The sequence below is a fragment of the Fischerella sp. PCC 9605 genome, from assembly GCF_000517105.1.
Lineage (GTDB): Bacteria > Cyanobacteriota > Cyanobacteriia > Cyanobacteriales > Nostocaceae > PCC9605.
Map to the genome: position 1 here is coordinate 1,268,987 of NZ_KI912149.1, position 19,490 is coordinate 1,288,476.

Sequence of the window (19,490 nt, forward strand, 5' to 3'; positions counted from 1 at the left end):
ACCAACAAATCTATAAAGAAAGGGAGAGAGGGAAACAGTAATTACTGACTTCTCCCACTCTCCCAATCTCCCACTCTCCCACTATTTCTTATACAGTGGGTGTCAAAGGTTGCATTCTTGGTTCAGATTCCCAATCCAAGGGATTCCAAACTCGTTCTTCTAGCGCCATCTGTTCAATTAAACTTGCTAATCTTAGAGCTTTAAGCGCTTGTTCGCCGCCAACCGAAGGTTGATTGCCGCCGCGCACGCAGTTGACAAAATGTTCCAATTCTGCTCCTAACTTATCAGTGTTAGTAGTATAGACTTTTTCAATTACACCATCCTGCCTGTAAAGTACTTGCCGATAATCCGTCATAGAGTTGGCAGTGGTATGTCGGTGAATCAAAATTTCATTCTTGAGAAAATCTGCCTCTGTATATGAGTTTTTACAATGGGCGACTATGCTGCGGATTTTGCGATGAGTGACTTTGCTAGAAGTCAGCGTGGCAACAATGCCATTGGCAAATCCCAAAGTCGCAGTCACGTAATCTAAATAACCAGAATCTAAAGTACGATTGCCACTAGCTGTTAACTTGACCACTGGCGAAGCGGCTAATTCCAACAGTAAGTCAATGTCATGAATCATTAAGTCCAAGACAACAGAGACATCGTTAGCACGATTTGAGTAGGGACTCATCCGGTGAGCTTCTAGCGCCAGCAATTCCTCAGTCTTTAGCACCTTATTTAATTCTTGAAAGGCTGGGCTGAAGCGTTCAATGTGACCTACTTGTAAAATACACCCAGACTCGGCTGCTGCATTTACTAGCGATTCTGCCTCAGAAATACTGGCAGCAATCGGCTTTTCAATCAAAACATGAATTCCTGCCAATAAACAATTAATCCCGACTGCATAATGCAGGCGCGTAGGAACGGCAACGCAAACCGCTTCCACATGGGGCAGCAGGTCACAGTAATCCTCAAAAAAACGCACCTTATATCTGCTGGCGGTTTCTAAACCTCGCTCGACATTTATATCTGCAACACCGACCAGTTCAACGTCTTTCATCGAACTCAGGACACGGGCATGATGTTGTCCCATATTACCCACACCGATCACGCCTATGCGGATCGGATGGGGTTGGGTGCGGTGTCCGTGTCCGTTCTGTTCTCCTGCTGACATGCTGCTATCTTGCACTCTCATTCTCTCCTCAACCACCAAATTTAGAGACGCTACGGTCTTGGCTTTGATACTCAAACTGCCACTGACGAGTCGTCTAAAACCATCCAGATGGTAACATAGAGGTTCTATTTATGAAGAATTTCAAAGTTTGTTATGAGTTCCCACCATCTGGCTGTGTTTTGTACGATCGGTAAAAATTGATGTTGCTTTAGACACTTTACATAAAAACTTTTTTGTCCTATTTTTTACCTCCCGAAATAAGTATGATAATTGTATATATTCCCTAGTGTTATTGAGGAAATTTATTAGCGGTATAATTATCCAATTAATACAAGTAAAAATAAATAATTTTTTTGTCTGTTAAGTTACCAACCACTGAAAGGTTTTTCGGCAAAAGCGTTTTGTTGGAATAGCAGCCGCTTGCAATCAACTCAGCAAGAAAGTCAACAATTATTCTTGCTTGTTACTTAAAAATGGGTTTAAGGGAGTAAGGGTTTCCCTACATCCCTATACACCATACCCCTACACCCTTAGTAAAGATGAAAGCTGTAATTTTATTGTCTGGTGGATTAGACTCTTCCACAGTTCTCTACCAAGCACTAGCAGATGGTTGTGAGTGTTACACCATTTTCTTTGATTATCAGCAACGACATCGACGAGAGTTACAGTCAGCCTTGGCGATCGCACAAAAAGCAGGCGTAGTCCAAAATCAAGTAGTAACATTTGACTTGCGGCTATGGGGTGGTTCAGCACTCACTGACGATGCAATTGATTTACCCCAAGGGCGCTCCGTCAAAGAAATGTCGCAAAATATACCTGTAACCTATGTTCCGGCGCGAAATACCATCTTTTTAAGCTTTGCCCTTGGTTATGCTGAAACCATTGCCGCTGAACGTGTTTACATAGGTGTTAACGCCTTAGATTACTCTGGATATCCTGATTGTCGTCCTGACTATATCCAAGCGATGCAGGAAGTTTTTCGTTTGGGAACAAAACAAGGACGTGAAGGCAAGCCTATTAAAATTGTCACGCCCCTAATCAACCTGAAAAAAACCGAAATTATCCAATTGGGTAACAAGTTGGGAGTACCTTGGCAATTTACTTGGTCTTGCTACGCTGGTGGTGATGTTGCGTGCGGTGTCTGCGATGCTTGTCAATTGCGTCTTGCAGCTTTTGCTGAGTTGGGGCTTAAAGATCCGTTGCCTTATGCTCAGTAAGAGATGGGGAGGTGGGAAGATGGGGAGACACTTGAAAAAGATTCACCCCATCACCCCATCACCCCTCCAAGCGTCGTACCTGAATTTGATGCAACCTAGGCCCTTTAATCGACATAACAGTGAATTCCAGATTTTGATAGCGTAAGGTTTCACCAAGGGAAGGAACTTTCTGCAATTGATACAGCAAAAAGCCTGCTAGTGTTTGGTATTCCTTCCGCAAAGGTAAATTGAGACGTAACACTTCGTTAAGGTCTTCCAAGTTGATCTGCGCTTGCACTAAGAATGTTTGCTCATCAACCAAATCGATCAACAATTCGTCAGTAGTTTCTGTAGCGCCTATGTCACCAATAATTTGAGCAATGACATCTTCAATAGTAACCAGTCCTACCGTTCCACCAAATTCATCCACAACTACTACCATTCCCAGCTTTTCTTGCTGCATCATGGGCAATAGTTCATTTAAGGGCGTATTTTCCGGCACAAATCGTATTGAACGCATCCACGCTTGGATCTGTGCTTCTAAAATCAACTTGCCCGCAGCTAAAGGTTTTGCTAAGTCTTGAAAGTAAACAATGCCACGAATATCATCTAAAGATTCTCCGACAATAGGGAAGCAAGAATGACCTGTTGCTGCCATTTGTTCAAGAAAAGTTTGTAAGGTAGCATCGTTAGGCAGCACTACTATGTTTGTGCGGGGAACCATGACTGCTTGTGCGGTTACATCCCCAAACTCAAAAACATTTTTGAGCAGTTCTCGTTCTTCAGCTTGCAAACCAGTAGATTCGTGTTCTGTAGAGATAATTAGTTGCAGTTCCTCAGGAGTAACGGGTGGTCTCCAACTCTGACCTGTATATTCAATGCCAAATAGCCGTAACAGACAGCGGGTAGATTGGTTGAGAATCCAAATAAAAGGTTTAAAAAATCGGACGATCGCTCTAACAAAAGGCCCTAAAAACCGTGCTAGTTGTTCTGAGTACAGCATAGCTACAGATTTGGGACACAATTCACCCAAGACAATTTGCAGATAAGCAATCAAAAAAAAGGCGATCGGGATTGATAGAGAATGGGCGATCAAAGCACTCATCCTGCCAGGTAAAGGCCAGGATAGGAGCCACGATCGCACTAAAACGACAATTGTACTTTCTCCAATCCACCCCAGTGCCAAACTCGAAAGGGTAATCCCTAATTGAGTTGTAGACAACAATCGGTCAATACTGTGCTGCAAAACCTCAACTGCTACCGCCTGAATGTCACCAGCCTCAACTAACTGGTGAATGCGCGATCGCCGTACTGTTACCATCGAAAACTCGGCCGTAACAAAAAAAGCATTGATAGCAATCAGCAGTAGTACTGACAACAATCGCAGCCCTACATCAGTCCAACTCAAGCCAGGAAAACTTATCACTGCCAAAGCTCGTGTAAACGCTCTCACCAATTTGGTAATTGGTATTTTATGTTTATGACTTATTACCCATTACCCATTACCTTTCTACAGGAATATCTGACACTTCTAACTTCAGTTTTTGAGCAGGATAATCTGTCAGAGAAAGTGAGATACTTTTGACATCATCAAGCAAAGCTGTAGGAATACTTACAGTACCAGAAAATGGTGGTGCATTGTTAGGCAATTCTGATGGCAAGCCGTCTGTACTGGCACTGAGGGTTCGCCCTTTATCATCTGTGACATCCAAAAAACTATAGAGGAAGCGCACAGAATCTTTACCTTTATTCTGCATTTTCACGCGCAGTTGCAAAGCACCGCCAGAATAGCGAGCAGATTGTACCGACAGACTCACACCATCACTTTCAGCATTAACTGGAAATCCTTCCTGGGGTTTTTCTTCAACCTCTTCTTGGGGCTTTTCCTCTGGCTTCTCCTTTTTGTTAGTAGCCTCCTCGTCCTCTTCCTCTGTATTTTCTGATTTAGCAGCTTTGGTCTTGCCCTCAATCCGTGCCTTCACAATTTTTAGGATTTCTTCCTCTTTTAAGAGCGTTAACCCCCCATGTTGTGAATTACCTGTCTTGGGGCTGGTAAACTTGCTAGTCGGACGAGCATCTGGTGCTGTTACACCTTTTAGTGCTTTACTGCCTATATCAAATCCCAAAATCGCACTTACAGAACCAGCTCCTAACATCAGGGTTAACAAAGTCAAAGTTAAAAGTACAGTAGAATTTAGTTTCATTGCTGACAAGCTATGGCAGAAGAATGCTGGTCTATCTCAAAGTATTGAAGCTGCTGAGCTTCATCCTTAAGGGAACTTTATTAATCTTAGTCTGCACTATTGCAGAATCGAATAATGTAGTATAAAAACCCGATCGGCTAATGGCGATCGCACACAAGTAGTATAATTATGCTAAAATCTATCAGACATGACCAGGGTTGGCCGAGCGGTTGAGGCAGCGAACTCATAATTCGCCTTAGACAGGTTCAACTCCTGTACCCTGGATTACTTAATCATAGAATTAAAATTTTCATGTTCGTAGTTTGCGCTTTAGCGCAAATGCCTAAGATACACTTACGAAGCTGTGCAATCTTGTACATAGTCCAATACGGTTGGTGATAAGCCCACAACCCCTTGTAGAGACGCGAAATTTCGCGTCTCTACAGACCAATTTTTTGTACCAAAAATCCTTAACTGAACCGTATTGGTACATAGTCAATAGTCAATGGTAAATAAACAGTTGACTATTGACTCTTTATAGTAGGATTTTACCGAGGAGGCATTTGCTCAAATCGGAACTCAGTTCCGACTTTCAGCTTGCTAGCATTCAAACCGGGAGACATTAACAGCGAAGTGTTGTAAGGATTGGGTAAATCTGGAGTGCGAAGGTAAGGATCGTTACTAACTTGCTGATAGAGAGTATCCCGATAAACAAGATTAACCAGCTCAGCATCTCGCGCAATCTGCTTTTCTGGAAAGGAACTCCGGGACAACGAACCAGGCCCCACTAAGAAGTTTATATCGCTCTTGGTAGTGGTATTGCCAAAGAAATTAGGGTCATTTTTAAAATAAGCTCGCTCAAATACTTCATTCGCTGTTTCATATTCATAATTAGGTGTCTGCATCTCCTCTTTTGCTACTGCTGGAAAAGCAATAGCAGTAGCAAAAATCACTAATAAACCACCCAAGGCTTTGAACTTAAAAGTCATTTTTATAGCTCCTCTGTGTTTGCGCGAATCTTAACTTATCCTTATTTTCAGAACTCTTAAGTAGATAGGCGTGAATTAGTTGTTCGTTGTTTGTTGTTTGTTATTTGAAACAACCAACTACCAACTAACAACAATCAACAATCCTAAAGTTATGTTTTTTACGCCCTGTTACTTAGGAGTTCAACCTTTGGTTTAGCACAATTTTTAATCTCTTGTGATGACTTATCAAGCCGAAAGCCTTACCCAGTCTGATATTTGGGCAGATAGTAGTGATATGGCAATTTTACGTGACAAATTACTAGATTTATTTTGCCAACTGGCATATCAAGAGGGTGATTTTGTTCTCTCTTCTGGACAACGTAGTTCCTATTACATCAATGGCAAAGAGGTTACGCTCCATCCCCAAGGTGCTTTGGCAATTGGTCGTATTCTCTTATCGCTATTACCACCAGATACTCAAGCAGTGGCTGGTTTAACACTAGGGGCAGATCCGATTGTTACGGCAGTGAGTGTGGTTTCTGCCTACGAACACCGCCCGATACCAGCGCTGATTATTCGCAAAGAAGCTAAAGGACATGGGACGAGGGCGTACATAGAAGGTCCCAATTTGCCAGAAGGTGCAAACGTGGTCGTTTTGGAAGATGTTGTCACTACCGGACAATCTGCAATGAAAGCAGTTGAACGCCTGAGAGCAGCAAGTTATACTGTCAATAAAGTAATTTCCCTAGTAGATCGCAAGCAGGGGGGAGCAGAGTTTTATGAGTCAGTAGGGTTGAAATTTCAGACGGTGTTTACGATTGAGGAGATTCAAGAGCGGTATCGGCAGATAACGAATTAATAGCCCTCAGACTGGAAGTCTGGGGTTATAAAACGAAGCCTGCCTATGCAGGCTTCATGAATTTGGGTATTGCTAACTAATACACTGTCGCAGAAAGAAAACTATTCTATGTAGCCTTAAATGAAATTAGCATAAAGGAAAAAACAACATGAGTAAAAATCTGGTAGATACCATACCTTACAAAAACTGGGAAATTAATATTTGTGTGGGGGGCAGCGCGTGAGGAGTCCGATTACTCCTGCAAATATACCAAATTAAATATTCATAAGTTAAAATACAGTTTTCACAAAATTTAAATATTCAATTTTGAGTATGTGGCTTGATTTTTATAAAGAAGTATCTGAATTATTAATTAAACAAACCGATTGGGAAGTTGAATCACCTTCAAGACGTTGGGACATTCCAAAAATAATAATAAGATTTAATCGCAATGATGAGATAAAAGATTTGTATTTTGGCAAAATTACATATTCCATATATTTTGGATATGAATCAAAATCAGAAAATATCAATAAAATCATAATTACAAAAGACGATTTTTATCTAAAAGTACAAACTGTACGCAAATTTTATATTGATGAAACATTAGATGTCGAAGTTTTGGTTAAAAAAATAATAGAAGAAGTACCTTTTAAAAAAGCTGAAGATATTCCAAAACATACATGGAAACGTAAAAAACTCTAGAGTCAGTAGCCGCAGTCTGAATTCTTAAAAAACTAAAGCAATGCACTACTGTCAGATGGTTTCAACATAATTAAGCCTGCATAGGCAGGCTTTGTTTATATAGCCCTAGACTTCCAGTCTAAGGGCTATCGGAAATACTAACTAACCCTGTGGCACAACTTCCTTATCCTTTGCCAAGAACTTCTCTAGTTCTGTTAGCGCGTCTGCATCCACTTTGGTTTGCATTGGGCAGAACTTGGGCCCGCACATTGAGCAAAACTCAGCAGTTTTGTAAATGTCTGCTGGCAGAGTTTCGTCGTGGTATTCTCTAGCTCTGTCGGGATCAAGCGCCAATTCAAACTGACGGTTCCAGTCGAAGTTGTAACGAGCGCGGGAGAGTTCATCGTCTCTGTCTCTCGCATCTGGGCGGTGTCTGGCGATATCCGCCGCATGAGCCGCAATCTTGTAGGCAATCAACCCGTTTCGCACATCTTCAGGATTGGGAAGACCTAGATGTTCCTTGGGTGTCACGTAGCACAGCATAGCAGTACCGTACCATCCCGCCATAGCCGCACCAATAGCAGAGGTGATATGGTCATAACCGGGAGCGATGTCTGTGACTAATGGCCCCAGAACATAGAAAGGTGCTTCTGAACACTCTTCCATCTGCTTTTTAACGTTAAACTCAATTTGATCCATTGGGACGTGTCCGGGGCCTTCGACCATCACCTGTACGTCATGCTCCCAAGCTTTGCGGGTCAATTGTCCGAGGGTTTTGAGTTCGGCTAACTGCGCTTCATCAGAAGCATCATGGGTACAACCAGGACGTAGTGAGTCACCTAAGCTAAATGAGACATCATATTTCTTGAAAATTTCGATGATGTCTCGGAAGTGAGTGTAAAGTGGGTTTTGTTTGTGATGATGCAGCATCCACTTTGCTAGAATGCCACCACCGCGAGAGACGATGCCAGTAAGGCGGTTTCTCACCAAGGGCAAATGTTCAATCAAAATCCCGGCGTGGATAGTCATGTAATCTACCCCTTGCTGGGCGTGTTTCTCAATCACGTGGAGAAAATCATTGGGAGTGAGGTTTTCAACCCTACCATGAACGCTTTCTAAAGCTTGGTAGACTGGCACTGTGCCAATGGGAACGGATGAAGCTTTGATAATCGCGGTGCGAATTTCATCTAAATTACCGCCGCCAGTAGATAAATCCATGACGGTATCAGCACCGTATTTTACTGCCAGTCTTAGCTTTTCCAGTTCTTCATTGATATCAGAAGAGTTGGGAGAAGCACCAATGTTGGCATTTACTTTACACTTAGAGGCAATGCCAATACACATTGGCTCTAAGTTTGTGTGATTGATATTCGCAGGAATAATCATCCGTCCCCGCGCTACCTCATCTCTGATTAGCTCGACGGGGAGGTTTTCCCGCTGGGCGACGTAGTGCATTTCTTCGGTAATGATACCCTGACGAGCATAGTACATTTGAGTAACATTGCTCAGCCCACGCCGCTTGGCGACCCATTCTGTTCGCATATTTACTTTACCTCTATAAACAGCTTCCCTTCGCCGGTATTACCCGGATTCAGGTTCTAAGGGTCTAATCTCAGCCTGTATGCAGGCACCCCTAGCATCAGAGCTGATTGTAGCACTTTGGCAGTGGCGGAGATATGCGAATTAACAATTTATGACTATGTAGTGTGGTAATGAGCGATCGCCCTCCTCTACCACAAGCGCGATCGCCATTTACTATTGCCTCAAAATACCATACTTGTAACCCTAAAGCCTGCATTTGCGGACTTTGTTCGTGTAATCACACTCTTGAAATTTCAGCGCTCAAAATTTCTATTTGCCAAAACTTGGCGTGTGGAAATAGCGTGTATGAAACAAAATCGCTCCCAAATTACCAATCAAACAGGTAATCGCTAGCGACAACAAAACGTAAGTGGGAACCATGACTACACCAATCATGAACCAAGTATAAACGTGCAGTACCATCATTAAAGCAAACATGCAGGCTGCTCCGGAAGCTGGCCACACTTGCTGTGGTGGGCAACGGAGTACAGCAAAAGTAATCGTCAACAGCGTGGCAACCAAGTTTGCTGGTACGAGAAATGTACAAATACTGATGCAGTTGGCGCGGGAAAACTCCGCTAAGGTGTTGAAATCGAGCATCAACTTTTGGGATAACGTCACTTTAGTATAAGATACTTAATCAGCTGGCGAAATAACGAAATATAAATCTGAGTAATACTTAATTTAATATTATGATAAGTTTACATACATATTGTATTATTATAAAAAATAACTATCAATAAACTAAATAGCTAGACAAAAATAAGTATAGGAATCCGGTTTGATTATTGAAAAAATCTAAGTACAGATAGGGTGTTTTATCGGCGAGAGTACGGCACCAAAAACATAGAATGGTGCGTTAGCCTTTGGCGTAACGCAACGGCAATAAAGGGGGAGGAAAATCCACACCCCTTTTTGCCTCCCCTACGTATCTTTTCAAAAATCAAATACTAGTCCTATATGACTTGTGAATGTCGAGAATCGAGAATGGAAGATGAATCAAAATAATTTACCTGCAATGACCTTGGTGTCTTAGTGTCTTGGTGGTTAATAAAATTTATTTTTTCACCACAAAGACACATAGACGCGATAGCGGCTTCCCGCAGGGTAGACACAAAGAAAACTCGATGTTAAAGGTTACACTTTAACAGGGCTAGCAATGCTCACTCTACTATCAACATTTATTAATTAACCCATTAAAATGACTGTATCGATAACGTGAATAACGCCGTTATCAGCTTCGATATCTGCTGCTAAAACAGTGGCATTTTTCACTTCAAAACCATCAGAACAATCAATTTTAATCGTTGAACCTTCCACTGAAGTTACAGTACCGAGTTGAGCTAAATCAGCTTGTTTTAGCTTGCCAGGAACGACATGATATTTTAAAATTCGCGTTAGCTGGGGAATATTTTGAACCAGGGTTTGTATAGTTCCTGGCGGTAGTTTGGCAAAGGCATCATCATTAGGTGCAAACACAGTGAATGGGCCGGGGCTTTTTAATGTATCTACTAATCCTGCTGCTTGTACAGCCGTCACCAGAGTTTTGAAGGAATCTGCACTAACAGCAATATCAACTATATCGGGCATTTATTTCACCATTACTCTAACAAAGATTTTAAATCAAGTAAGAAAGAAGACAGAAAACAATCGCTAGAAGAATTTTTATATATTTTTAATGAATAAAATTTATGGATGTCTAACTTAAAAAAAACATATATAGGAATTATCTATGCAAACTATTGAAGACAACACCTTATCATGAATTAAAGAAAAATGTTTGTTTAAGAAATGCTGGAGCGCAAATACGCTATTCTCGGAACTGGTGCTTTAGGTGGTTTCTACGGTGCTAAACTACAAAAAGCTGGATTGGATGTCCACTTTTTGCTAAAGAGTGACTACGAACACGTAACTCAACATGGTTTAGTTGTCGAGTCTAAAGATGGCGACTTTACCCTTCCTCAAGTCAACGCTTATTGTGATGTGGAAAAGATGCCGCGTTGCGATGTGGTGGTTGTTGCATTGAAGACAACGCAAAATCATGTACTATCGCAGATGTTGTCCAAGGTTGTCAAAGATGATGGTGTAGTACTGGTATTGCAGAATGGACTGGGTATTGAAGAGGAAATTGCCCAAATAGTTGGTAGTGACAGGGTAATGGGTGACTATGCTTTCTGTGTTCTAACAAGGTGGGGCCTGGGCATATCCATCACTTAGATTATGGAAAAATTACCTTGGGAAATTACACCACGAACTATCATCCGGTTGGCATTACAGATAAGATGCGTCAAATTGGCGATGACTTGAAACGTGCTGGTATTCCTGTAGAATTAGTAGCAGATTTACTGCTGGCACATTGGCAAAAATTAGTGTGGAACATTCCCTACAATGGGCTTTCTGTGATTCTCAACGCTACGACAGCCCAGTTAATGGCAAATGCTCACACCCGTAATTTAGTGGAACAGTTGATGTGCGAAGTTGTAGCAGGGGCAAAAAGTTCAGGACGGATCATTGGCGATCGCTTCATTCAAACTATGTTGGATTATACGGATAAGATGAGGCCTTACCGCACCAGCATGAAAATAGACTACGACGAACGCCGCCCTTTGGAGATAGAAGCGATTTTTGGTAATCCTTTAAGGAAAGCTGTTTCCGCAGGTGTGAATTTACCACTGATTAGTTGTTTGTACCATCAACTCAAGTTTCTAGATGCTAGAAATAGAGAGTTGTGAGTATGGTTTAATGATTTTCTCCCTATTACCAATTACCTATTAGCCATACCCAATATTTGTCTCCTTTTTCAAGACATCATTAATTGGATGTTCTTGATCGTCAAATTCCAGCGATGCTTCATACCGAGTTAATGGGAAAGGTTCCAAAAACTTACCTTTTTCCCGACTTTCCAGTCGCCACCAGAGAGTTTGTACAGCGATCTCTTTATCATCAACAAATTCAAAAGTGATTTCACCAAGATTATTTACTCCCACTATTTCTTTACCATCTCCCCATTTGCCCCGATAATCACGATGATTTTTTGCCATTGCCAAATACTTTTCTAACGCTGGCTTGCGGTTTTGTCCTGGTAGGGGGGCAGTTACAAATTGAGGCTGGAGAATATGAGAATCTTGTGGTTCATTCACTTGTTCATATTTTCCTAATAAAAAATCAATTCGATACCACCACTCGGGTTGTTTAATGATTTGGAATGCTTTAAACCAACTGCGTTCTTTAATTAAATCTACTACGGCAGGATTAGTTTTGATTTTCCAGGGTATGCATTGCAAGATTTGGTCAGCAAAAGTATATATGACACCAATTTCTAGTTCTTTTGTGCCTTGATTTTCCCACCCAACAATCTCTGCTGTTGGCAGATGGTTGATTGCTTCAATCGGGATGAAACCTTTTTTGTGCAATGAATGACTCCCACCCGCGCCACTGTCTTCATTCTTCAAGGAACTACTAGTAAATTGAACAACAATAAGTTCAGTGTTAAAATTTTCTGAATGTTGAAAAGGACGTGTTGCTGCATATTGCAAGCGAGCAGCAAAACTGTAGTGTACATCTCCTGATAAGACAATTACACGATTTTGTTTTGCTGGTAAAGCTCGTGAGGCCAAAGATGCAAGCAGTCTTTCAAAAGCAGTTGCTTCTAAACCCCAAGCTTCTGGATCGAAACCCCAAGCAGCACTACCTAAATTTTCGGCGAAAGTTTTAGCTGTCTTTTGGATAGTTTCTAAAAGAGGTACACCAATGACAGGCCCTGGTGATATTACTAAAGTTACTTTTGCATCTTTGGGGCGAACCACTTTTGATATTTGGCGATCGCAACCTGCTTCGCTCAAAAGTGAAGGAAAATCAAAGTCTTTACCTGGAAATGCCCGCCAGGTACGAGTATCTAGTACTATGACTTCATATCCTGGCCCGGTGACGGTGTAATGCCACTTTAGGGAAGCATCTGTATGGGTTAGTTGCCTAGCGTTTTTTATATCTGCAAGGGATGGTAAACCAACGCGCCGGGTAATTTCCTGTTCGTGTTGTGAGTTTTGACCTTGTGAAGCTGACCATGCTACAGCAGCTTTCAGCAATGCTGCTCCTGGTTTATCATCATCCTCAAACTCGTCTGGTGTATTTCCCCAAGCTTGGCAGATAGCATAAGCAAGCATACCATTTTGCACAATGCGTCTGCCCAGGGGTTTACTGAGAACGCGATCGCACCATGCCATGTTTAGATAAAAATCATCGGTAATTTCATGGTCATCAAATATCATGTAAGTGGGAATATTAGCTAAGGCACGCCTGATTTCTTTGAGGGTTTTTTGAAAGTTTTTTAAATACTCAAGTTCTTCTTGAAATAAAGTTTTACTACTTGCAAGTAATGGCAAATTCTGAATTGCATCTGCAAATGTTGGTAAATCTTCAGGTTTAGGCCACAAAATCTCACTCCAGGCGAATAAATACATTGTAAAAAATTCGCCAAACGTGAATAAATGACTTTTGGCAATATTAGAAATTCGGTTAATTTTATTCATACTTGCCGTTAATCCGGCAGTATGCGTTGCTAAATAATTGCGCTGACCAGGATTTAACTCTTGCGGATTTGTGACATCTGGTAATGTTTCCGACCATCCCAACAGGGTTTGACCTGCATCCATTAACATGAAAAGTAAGGCATCTGCGACATCATCTACATAGATTTGATCGCCAGTCAGAAAGAGTTGATGCGGTCGTTTTTTTGGGTCTTGTACTAACGCTTCTTTAATCATCTTGTCTAAAGCTGCCATTGCATCTAAGCCTTCACTATGTGGCTTCCGACAAGAACCATGAATAATGCGTAAATCTTTTAAATCATTAGGCACCATCCCAAAACTTGGCAAATCATATTGAGGATATGTAATATCTGCGATTGAGCCTTGGGGATTTAAAATACCAGGAGTACTCAGCCTTTCTCCATCACCAAATTCTAAATCATAGAGATAATTTTCACCGTATAAAAGCACATTAGTATTAGTTTTGGCAGTAACAGCGGCTACATGTAAATTAATTCCTAATGGAATTGTATTTTTACTCCCGATAAGTAATATTTTTTTATTAGTATCAAATATTTTGAGAGTGACATTGCGGCTTTCTTTTAAAACTATCCACACAGTAACACCATTAGGATCGGTGCGTCGCAAAATTGGCCCTGCAAGAACGAGCGGCAGTTGGTTAATCCGTTGTCTTAATGATGTCCATGTCATGCGACTTGTGCCATCAATAGTACACTTTGAGTATATTTATTCGGTGAATTATGTCAATGTTCATAAAATAATTCTTTGTTATACAAAGCTCTAAAAGAGCTACTACAAATTTACCAATTAACTCAAATTGCTAGAAATTTTCTTTTGTGTGAGTACACGAAATACAACTTGGGGATGATAAAAAGTTAGAGGTGATTTGAGTAAGTGGGTAATTTCTACAAATAAAGTACGCAATTCGGTATCCACATTGCTGCTTTCAATAAGCGTTTGATTGTACCAAACCAAAAGTTTATTAGCCCAACTAGGTTCCTTTCTACCTAATGTGGTAAGAAAACGAGAGTCTTGTGTTGTAGCTAGCATCCAGTGAAAAGAATTGCTTTTTGCCAAGTTTTTTTGGAAGCGTGAAGGCTGAAGTTCAGTATCACTTAGCCAGTCTTTGAGAAGCATTGCTGATAAAGCACTGACTGTCATTCCTTGACCATAAACCGGACACAAGGCACAAACTGCATCGCCTAATACCACAAAGCCCACAGGCATGTTAATTTTTTCATAGTGACGCAGCCGATTTGCAGTAGCACGATGGGCATAAACAGGTGACACTGGTTCCGCATCCTTGATGGTTTCATAAAATCTGGGACTAGATAAACTGCGGGCGAATGCTAAAAAGCCCTCATTTTCAAGCGGCGGAAAGTCACGCCCATAACCACCAAGAGTAGCTATCCATTCTCCACCTTCTATCTTGGCTAAATACCCCAAGCGAGTATTTTTTGGGGGTTCTTGGGTAATTAGCATGACCTTCCAATCTTCAGCAAAATCTTCTGGCTGTTTGTAACGTCTGGTGGCATATCCCAAAAATGGGTTAACTATGGTTTCTGGTGGTGGTGTAAATCCGATATTTTCTAGCCACTGGGGTGCATGGGAACGACGGCCGCTAGCATCAATTATTAAGTCAGATGACAACTCTTTTAAACCCTCGCCCGCAAGAGATTGCAATTTTACACCCGTAACTTGGGTTTGACTGGGGTTTGTCAGCAAGGCGATCGCCCGATGTTGTTCTACAAACTGCACCTGAGAAAACTCTGCCAGATGCTGGCGGATTGCCCATTCTAGCAAGGGACGAGAGCAAGTCAAGGAAACAATTTCAGAAGACACAACGGCATTTTTGCTCCATCGGCCTTGGGTGAAAAAATGAAACTCCCGCATCCAATCAAGGGTAAGCGCACCAGCAGCACTCAACTGTGAACCGATACTGGGGAAAAGTTCCTCTAAAATCCTGTATCCTCGCACCAATAAAACATGGGGCTGCGCTGATTGTGGTACACCTTTACGCATCTGCGGTTGCAAAGGTAGGCGATCGCGTTCCACAATTATGACTGAATCACAATGTTCTGCAAGTACACGCGCCGCTAGCAAACCCGCGATACTACCACCAATGACAACAGCCTTTTTTAACTTCATAACTTACGATCGCATCTAATTCAGCGGATGATACTATTTTCTCAGCTGAACTTAAAATAAATAATGCCTTCACTCCAAGATATTCCCCAAGCAGGAGAAAAAGCACCTGATTTTACTGCCCCCGATCAAAATGGTAATTCAGTCAGCCTTAGCGATTTTCAATCAGATTGGCTTGTCCTCTACTTTTATCCAAAAGACGATACTCCTGGTTGTACGACTGAAGCCAAAGAATTTAGCGAATTTTCTCAAGAGTTCACCGCCCTAGGGGCTAAAATTGTTGGCATTAGTCCCGATACCGAAAAGTCCCATTGCAAATTTATTAACAAGCACAACTTGTCGCTACAACTATTGAGCGATCCAGAACACCAGGTATGTGAAGCCTATGGTGTGTGGCAGTTAAAAAAATTCATGGGCAAAGAATATATGGGTGTGGTGCGGTCAACTTTTTTAATTGCCCCTGATGGTCAGTTAGCTTATGTTTGGTCGAATGTGAAAGTGAAAGGTCATGTCCAGGCTGTATTGGCTAAGTTGCAGGAATTGCAAGCAGCACAATAGAATAACAAAAATGCAAAAATGCGATCGCTGTCTACATTCCTATTTACTATCGGGAAGCTTGGCTTGATAAAAATTGCCATTACTACGATGAGACTTTGTTAGATCGGCATTCGTAAGGTCAGCGTGACTGAAGTTGGCATCGAGGTCAGTCCAGGTAATAATTGCTCCTTCAAGCTTAGCCCAACTAAAGTTGGCTCCAGTAAGTTTAGCTAGGCAGAGATTAGCACCTGTCAAGACTGCCTTGCTAAAATTAGCACCGGTTAAGTTCGCTTTAGCTAAATCGGCTCCACTTAGATTAGCCTCAGTGAGATTAGCCCTACTCAAATCAGCACCAGCCAGATCGGCTTCGATCAAGTTAGCCTTTCTGAGTTCACTTCCAGAGAGAACAGCCTCGCTCAAGTCAGCTTGTTCAAGATTTGCTTCACTAAAGTCAGCTTGAGTGATATTTGTTTTGCTGAAGTTGGCGCGAGTAAGAACAGCCTCAGTGAAGTTAGCCCCTCCCAATTGAGCATGACTCAAATTAGCTTCACCTAAATTGGCTCTCATCAGTTCTGCTGCACTAAGATCAGCTCCGCTAAGGTTAGTGCCAACAAGTTTCGCATCCCTGAAAGTAGTTTCACTTAAATCAGCACTGGCGAGGTTGGCTTTACTCAAGTCAGCCTTACTCAAATCAGCCATCTTCAATTTTGCCTGGAACAGGTGGGCGCAACTGAGATTAGCTTCCAAGAGGTTAGCTTGGATGAAATTGGCTCTACAAAGCTGAGCGCAGCAAAGATTTGCACTTTTCAAATTGGCAGATGTCAATACAACTTCACAGAGGTTAGCTGATTCTAGATTGGCAGATGCAAGGTCAGCTTTACAGAGGTTAGCTTGGCAAAGATCGGGTTTAATATCTGGGTTTTCTTCCCTCCATGAATTCCAACTTTCTACGCTTTTTTTCAGGAGTGCAACATGTTCTTCATTAGCCATATCAATATAATTCCCGCTTGGATATAAATTTACTCTCAATCAGAGTAAATTTCTGGAGATTCATCAAAGATGTCTACTGCTAGCGCTAGTTCTTCCTGTGAGCTTCTCTGATTCCTGTGCTTCTTAATTTACTCTGGTAATACCTATAATAAAAAACTAGCTCTAAACTTTGGTAATCTTGTGAAGATGCCCCACCCACTCACTAGAGAAGCAAAGATTAATTTTTTGGTCATGCAACCCACTACACAAAGATTAATAGCAGTCTTATCCAGTTTTGACTCAAAATTAGTCTTGCGTCGATGAGTTTAACGACGTTAGACAGTGCGAAAATCCTCCCGTGACGATCGGTGCAAGAATCGGCTTCGGTTATACCAATTTTGCTCACCTGTTATGCATCGGGAGAGAGCAAGCTAGCCAAGGAGGCAGAAACTATGATTGATGCGAACGAAATTCTCAAGGCAATGTGTGAGAAATATCAAGCAGCCGTTAGCGCCAACGATTCGGTAGCCTATGGGAAGCTATTTGCCGCAGACGCGATTCGGATTCCACCCGGGTCGGAGCCTGAGCACGGTCCAGACGAGATCTTAAAGAGCGAACAGAAGGACTATGATGTCGCGAAATGGACTGTTCAATCGATACCCCTTGATGCTCTACGGATCGATGATCGATGGGTATATGGAATTGCGCAGGCCAATGTGAACACTGTCGCCTACGCTGATGGGGCGACGAATTCATTCAAAGCCACGAAGACCTGGCTTCTCCACAGAGAGGACTCAGGAGAATGGCTGATCAAGAGGCAGATGTGGAACCTCAAGTAATAACCGTTGAAGTGGGGATTCTTCTGCCCAAGCAAATAGAAAGTGCTGTCTCTTCGAGCGGAACTTGGCAGATCGTCGCTGCCCATATAGGTATGGTGGCTTAAACATTGGAAAATTCTCTTGCGATCGCTTTCTTGATCGGAACATGTTTTACATAGTTGTAATTCACATTAGGCGTGACTTGATAATATAGCTACAAAAACTCCGCAATTCTCCGTACAGCAGTTTCTAACACGTGTGGCTCGTGCACTAAGGCAAAGCGAACATAGCCTTCCCCGAATTTGCCAAAACCAGCACCAGGTGACGCTGCTACTCCTGTTTTTTCGACTAGTTGAGTACAGAATTCTACAGAATCTTGGCTCCAAGGTTCTGGTAACTTTGCCCAAACGTACATTGTGGCTTTAGGTTTGGGAAGTTGCCAACCAATGCGATGTAAAGCATTAACAAAGACATCCCGGCGTTGGCGGAAGGTATTGACAGCTGTTTTGACGCCATCTTGCGGCCCGCTGAGGGCTGCGATCGCCCCATTTAAAATTCCGCGATACTGATTAAAATCAACTGCTGCTTTGACTTGACGCAAAGCACGAATTAACTCAGCATTACCAATGGCATAAACTATGCGGAAGCCGCCCATATTATAGGACTTGGAAAGAGTAAAAAATTCAATTGAAACGGTTTTATCTGGATCGGCTTGGAGAAGTGATTGGGGATTAGGGATTAGGGATTGGGGATTGGGAAGATTTTTACCCCAGTCCCCGATTTCCTCGTTCAAGGTCAAGTTGCCTGTGAGGTTATTTGTGAGGCGATGCTGGCAGGTTGGTGGTAAAATAATCGCTTAATCGCTCTTTGATGAGATGCTCCGAGACTGGAAGTAGAATAATAAGATTGAGTGTGGTAACCTCACAGCAGTAAGGTGCATGAGCCAAGACTTGACCAAAAAAAATGCTCTGTTACAGGTTGTGCCACGATTGCCGGTTGTGCAAAGTCGAGACATTGTTTCAGATATTCTTCGGGTTGAACACCATCATCAACCTGCCAATGGGACATCCGAGTGTTGTCTTCCAAACTACTTACTCAGCATTCATCTTGGGCAGCCTATTCAGCTAAAACGGACAGTAGATGGACGGCGCAGCAGCGATTATCTAACTGAAGGCGACATCATGATTTCGCCTCCTTATTTGCATCGTAAACTGTCTTGGGATGTTGATGCAGATTTCTTGTTACTTCGCCTTGAGCCAAGGCTATTTACCTCTGCTGTGTCTGAAGCTTTTGATACAGATTCTATTCAAATCACGCCACAATTGAAGATTCGCGATCCTCTCATTCAATAAATCGGTTTGGCACTCAAAACAGAACTAGAAATCGATGGATTAAGTCATCGTCTCTATGCTGAGTCAATAGCGAGTGCATTAGCTGTTCACCTATTGCATCGCTACCCAACCCATAAGCCTGGTGTCCAAGCTTGCTCTGGCGGTTTGCCAAGCCTTTAGTTGCAGCAAGCCATCGACTACATTCAGGCTCATCTTGCTGAAGACATTTCCTTGGAGACGATCGCCACCGAAGTGGGCATGAGTCGTTATTATTTCTGTCGGTTGTTCAAGCAATCCACTGGGATGTCACCCTACCAATATCTCCTCAAATGCCGCATAGAGCGTGCTAAAGTGTTGCTTTTGCAGGGGCAACAGAGTATTACCGATATCGCTATACAAGTGGGTTTCGCCAATCAAAGCCAGTTCGGGAGGCATTTCAAACGCTTCACAGGTGTTACTCCCAAACAATTCTGGCAGCGATCGCAATAATCGACTAAGCAACGCAATAAGTGAATATACGGCAACCTTAGAGAC

General features: G+C 42.2%; 20 protein-coding genes, 1 tRNA gene, 2 pseudogenes and 1 riboswitch. Of the genes and pseudogenes, 11 read left to right on the forward strand and 12 right to left on the reverse strand.

The annotated features are described in order from the left end of the window. Window positions 1-88: 88 nt before the first annotated feature. Entirely contained in the window at window positions 89-1,180 is a 1,092-nt protein-coding gene (locus FIS9605_RS0120475) for a Gfo/Idh/MocA family protein (protein ID WP_026734261.1), read from the reverse strand. Window positions 1,181-1,698: 518 nt separating this feature from the next. Between FIS9605_RS0120475 and queC the strand changes: the two genes are divergently transcribed. Beyond that, window positions 1,699-2,376 (forward strand): 7-cyano-7-deazaguanine synthase QueC, encoded by a 678-nt coding sequence (queC, locus tag FIS9605_RS0120480; protein WP_026734262.1) that lies wholly within the window; start codon window positions 1,699-1,701, stop codon window positions 2,374-2,376. A gap of 58 nt (window positions 2,377-2,434) precedes the next feature. Here the strand turns inward: queC and FIS9605_RS0120485 are convergent, their stop codons facing one another. Further along, window positions 2,435-3,781 (reverse strand): hemolysin family protein, encoded by a 1,347-nt coding sequence (locus FIS9605_RS0120485; protein WP_026734263.1) that lies wholly within the window; start codon window positions 3,779-3,781, stop codon window positions 2,435-2,437. A gap of 76 nt (window positions 3,782-3,857) precedes the next feature. After that, complete coding sequence (locus FIS9605_RS0120490; protein ID WP_026734264.1) at window positions 3,858-4,559, reverse strand: hypothetical protein; 702 nt, start codon at window positions 4,557-4,559, stop codon at window positions 3,858-3,860. A 191-nt stretch (window positions 4,560-4,750) separates the two neighbouring features. Between FIS9605_RS0120490 and FIS9605_RS0120495 the strand changes: the two genes are divergently transcribed. Beyond that, window positions 4,751-4,823: transfer RNA gene (locus FIS9605_RS0120495), tRNA-Ile, on the forward strand. Window positions 4,824-5,086: 263 nt separating this feature from the next. On the opposite strand, the gene FIS9605_RS0120500 is transcribed toward FIS9605_RS0120495, so the two are convergent. After that, a complete protein-coding gene (locus FIS9605_RS0120500; RefSeq protein ID WP_026734265.1) occupies window positions 5,087-5,527 on the reverse strand; it encodes a hypothetical protein in 441 nt (146 codons plus the stop codon). 217 nt (window positions 5,528-5,744) lie between these two features. Between FIS9605_RS0120500 and pyrE the strand changes: the two genes are divergently transcribed. Further along, window positions 5,745-6,365: an orotate phosphoribosyltransferase gene (gene pyrE / locus FIS9605_RS0120505; protein WP_026734266.1), complete on the forward strand. Its 621-nt coding sequence runs from the start codon at window positions 5,745-5,747 to the stop codon at window positions 6,363-6,365. Between the two features lie 312 nt (window positions 6,366-6,677). After that, complete coding sequence (locus tag FIS9605_RS0120510; protein ID WP_026734267.1) at window positions 6,678-7,049, forward strand: hypothetical protein; 372 nt, start codon at window positions 6,678-6,680, stop codon at window positions 7,047-7,049. A 141-nt stretch (window positions 7,050-7,190) separates the two neighbouring features. On the opposite strand, the gene thiC is transcribed toward FIS9605_RS0120510, so the two are convergent. From thiC to FIS9605_RS0120525, 4 genes are all read right to left on the reverse strand, one after another. Continuing rightward, window positions 7,191-8,570 (reverse strand): phosphomethylpyrimidine synthase, encoded by a 1,380-nt coding sequence (thiC, locus tag FIS9605_RS0120515; RefSeq protein WP_026734268.1) that lies wholly within the window; start codon window positions 8,568-8,570, stop codon window positions 7,191-7,193. 8 nt (window positions 8,571-8,578) lie between these two features. Beyond that, window positions 8,579-8,673, reverse strand: a riboswitch (TPP riboswitch). Continuing rightward, the gene (locus tag FIS9605_RS42875; RefSeq protein WP_155960473.1) at window positions 8,668-8,826 is read right to left on the reverse strand and encodes a hypothetical protein; all 159 of its coding nucleotides are present in this window, start codon (window positions 8,824-8,826) and stop codon (window positions 8,668-8,670) included. It overlaps the preceding riboswitch by 6 nt. A 53-nt stretch (window positions 8,827-8,879) precedes the next feature. Continuing rightward, window positions 8,880-9,209: a hypothetical protein gene (locus tag FIS9605_RS0120520; RefSeq protein ID WP_026734269.1), complete on the reverse strand. Its 330-nt coding sequence runs from the start codon at window positions 9,207-9,209 to the stop codon at window positions 8,880-8,882. Between the two features lie 588 nt (window positions 9,210-9,797). Then, window positions 9,798-10,199, reverse strand: a complete 402-nt coding sequence (locus tag FIS9605_RS0120525) for a fasciclin domain-containing protein (RefSeq protein ID WP_026734270.1) — start codon at window positions 10,197-10,199, stop codon at window positions 9,798-9,800. 201 nt (window positions 10,200-10,400) lie between these two features. Between FIS9605_RS0120525 and FIS9605_RS37630 the strand changes: the two are divergent. Further along, window positions 10,401-11,341: pseudogene (locus tag FIS9605_RS37630) on the forward strand (putative 2-dehydropantoate 2-reductase). Between the two features lie 39 nt (window positions 11,342-11,380). Here the strand turns inward: FIS9605_RS37630 and FIS9605_RS0120535 are convergent. After that, window positions 11,381-13,846, reverse strand: a complete 2,466-nt coding sequence (locus tag FIS9605_RS0120535) for a hypothetical protein (protein WP_026734271.1) — start codon at window positions 13,844-13,846, stop codon at window positions 11,381-11,383. A 117-nt stretch (window positions 13,847-13,963) separates the two neighbouring features. Further along, window positions 13,964-15,304, reverse strand: a complete 1,341-nt coding sequence (locus FIS9605_RS0120540) for an FAD-dependent oxidoreductase (protein WP_026734272.1) — start codon at window positions 15,302-15,304, stop codon at window positions 13,964-13,966. Between the two features lie 63 nt (window positions 15,305-15,367). On the opposite strand from FIS9605_RS0120540, the gene bcp reads away from it, so the two are divergent. Continuing rightward, on the forward strand, window positions 15,368-15,859 hold the full coding sequence (gene bcp / locus FIS9605_RS0120545) for a thioredoxin-dependent thiol peroxidase (protein WP_026734273.1): 492 nt from the start codon (window positions 15,368-15,370) through the stop codon (window positions 15,857-15,859). Between the two features lie 39 nt (window positions 15,860-15,898). On the opposite strand, the gene FIS9605_RS37635 is transcribed toward bcp, so the two are convergent. Next, on the reverse strand, window positions 15,899-16,828 hold the full coding sequence (locus tag FIS9605_RS37635) for a pentapeptide repeat-containing protein (RefSeq protein WP_063748467.1): 930 nt from the start codon (window positions 16,826-16,828) through the stop codon (window positions 15,899-15,901). Window positions 16,829-17,259: 431 nt separating this feature from the next. Here FIS9605_RS37635 and FIS9605_RS0120555 point away from each other — a divergent pair, with 431 nt between their 5' ends. Both FIS9605_RS0120555 and FIS9605_RS42880 read left to right on the forward strand, forming a co-directional pair. Further along, entirely contained in the window at window positions 17,260-17,646 is a 387-nt protein-coding gene (locus FIS9605_RS0120555) for a YybH family protein (protein WP_026734274.1), read from the forward strand. Continuing rightward, window positions 17,610-17,750 carry a hypothetical protein gene (locus FIS9605_RS42880; protein WP_155960474.1) on the forward strand — a complete coding sequence of 47 codons (141 nt, stop codon included), beginning with the start codon at window positions 17,610-17,612 and terminating at the stop codon, window positions 17,748-17,750. The genes FIS9605_RS0120555 and FIS9605_RS42880 overlap by 37 nt, the downstream gene beginning before the upstream one ends. An 89-nt stretch (window positions 17,751-17,839) precedes the next feature. Here the strand turns inward: FIS9605_RS42880 and FIS9605_RS37640 are convergent. Next, window positions 17,840-18,385: pseudogene (locus FIS9605_RS37640) on the reverse strand (aminotransferase class I/II-fold pyridoxal phosphate-dependent enzyme); the annotation flags it as partial. Between the two features lie 178 nt (window positions 18,386-18,563). Here FIS9605_RS37640 and FIS9605_RS44210 point away from each other — a divergent pair. The 3 genes from FIS9605_RS44210 to FIS9605_RS44220 are packed head-to-tail and all read left to right on the forward strand — an operon-like array spanning window position 18,564 to window position 19,445. Next, entirely contained in the window at window positions 18,564-18,977 is a 414-nt protein-coding gene (locus tag FIS9605_RS44210) for a hypothetical protein (protein WP_197036094.1), read from the forward strand. A 6-nt stretch (window positions 18,978-18,983) separates the two neighbouring features. Continuing rightward, the gene (locus FIS9605_RS44215) at window positions 18,984-19,136 is read left to right on the forward strand and encodes a hypothetical protein (protein ID WP_197036095.1); all 153 of its coding nucleotides are present in this window, start codon (window positions 18,984-18,986) and stop codon (window positions 19,134-19,136) included. Then, window positions 19,137-19,445, forward strand: coding sequence for a helix-turn-helix domain-containing protein (locus tag FIS9605_RS44220; protein ID WP_197036096.1), 309 nt, complete (start codon window positions 19,137-19,139; stop codon window positions 19,443-19,445). The last annotated feature ends 45 nt before the right edge of the window (window positions 19,446-19,490 follow it).